1 pseudogene is annotated in these 750 nt (G+C 70.8%); it reads left to right on the top strand.

Annotated elements, in window-relative coordinates:
- Positions 1–750, top strand: a pseudogene (locus CCN56_RS43805) (plasmin and fibronectin-binding protein A); the annotation flags it as partial.

Genomic DNA, 750 nt, shown 5'->3' with positions numbered 1-750 from the left:
TCCGCGACGACCGGCGCCGCCGTCCAGGCCGCGCTCGCCGCCGCCGGCACCGCAGGCGCCGGGCACGTCATCGTGCCCGCGGGCACCTACGACGTGTCCTCTCTGCCGCTGCGGATCTACCGGAACACGCGCCTGACCCTGTGCGACGGGGCGATCATCCGCCGCGCGGGCACCGGAACGATGCTCCTCAACGGCGACGCCAGCCAGACGTTCGGCGGGTACACCGGCCACGGCAACATCATCATCGAGGGCGGTGTCTGGGACGCCCGCGCGGACGCCTACCCCACCTCGGCCATGTGCATCAGCATCGGCCACGCCGAGAACGTCCTCATCCGCAACACCCTGGTCAAGGACGTGTGCGGCTATCACGGCATCGAGCTGAGCGCGGTGAAGACCGCCCGCCTCACGAACGTGCGCGGCCTGGGCTACCTCGACCCCGGCGGCCGCGACTTCAGCGAGTTCATCCAGCCCGACCTCGCCAAGGGCTCGGCGTACTTCGGAGGCTTCGGGCCCTACGACGACACCCCCTGTATCGACATCGTCGTGGAGGGCTGCCACGTCGGTCCGTCCGGTACGGCAGGCACCACCAGCTGGCCGCGCGCGGTCGGCTCGCACTCGGCGAGCCCCGACAAGCCACACACCGGCATCGTCATCCGGGATCTGTACTGCGACAGCCTCACCCAGTGGGCTGTCGGCGCCTACACCTGGCCGGACTCCCGGGTCTCCGGGCTGACGCTGAAGGACTGCGGC

Origin of the sequence: Streptomyces sp. NRRL B-24572 (assembly GCF_002156145.1) — a bacterium.
In the GTDB taxonomy this organism is placed as follows: domain Bacteria; phylum Actinomycetota; class Actinomycetes; order Streptomycetales; family Streptomycetaceae; genus Streptomyces; species Streptomyces vietnamensis.
The sequence above is the reverse complement of the archived record's forward strand: the minus strand, read 5'-3'. Positions and strand labels throughout refer to the sequence as shown.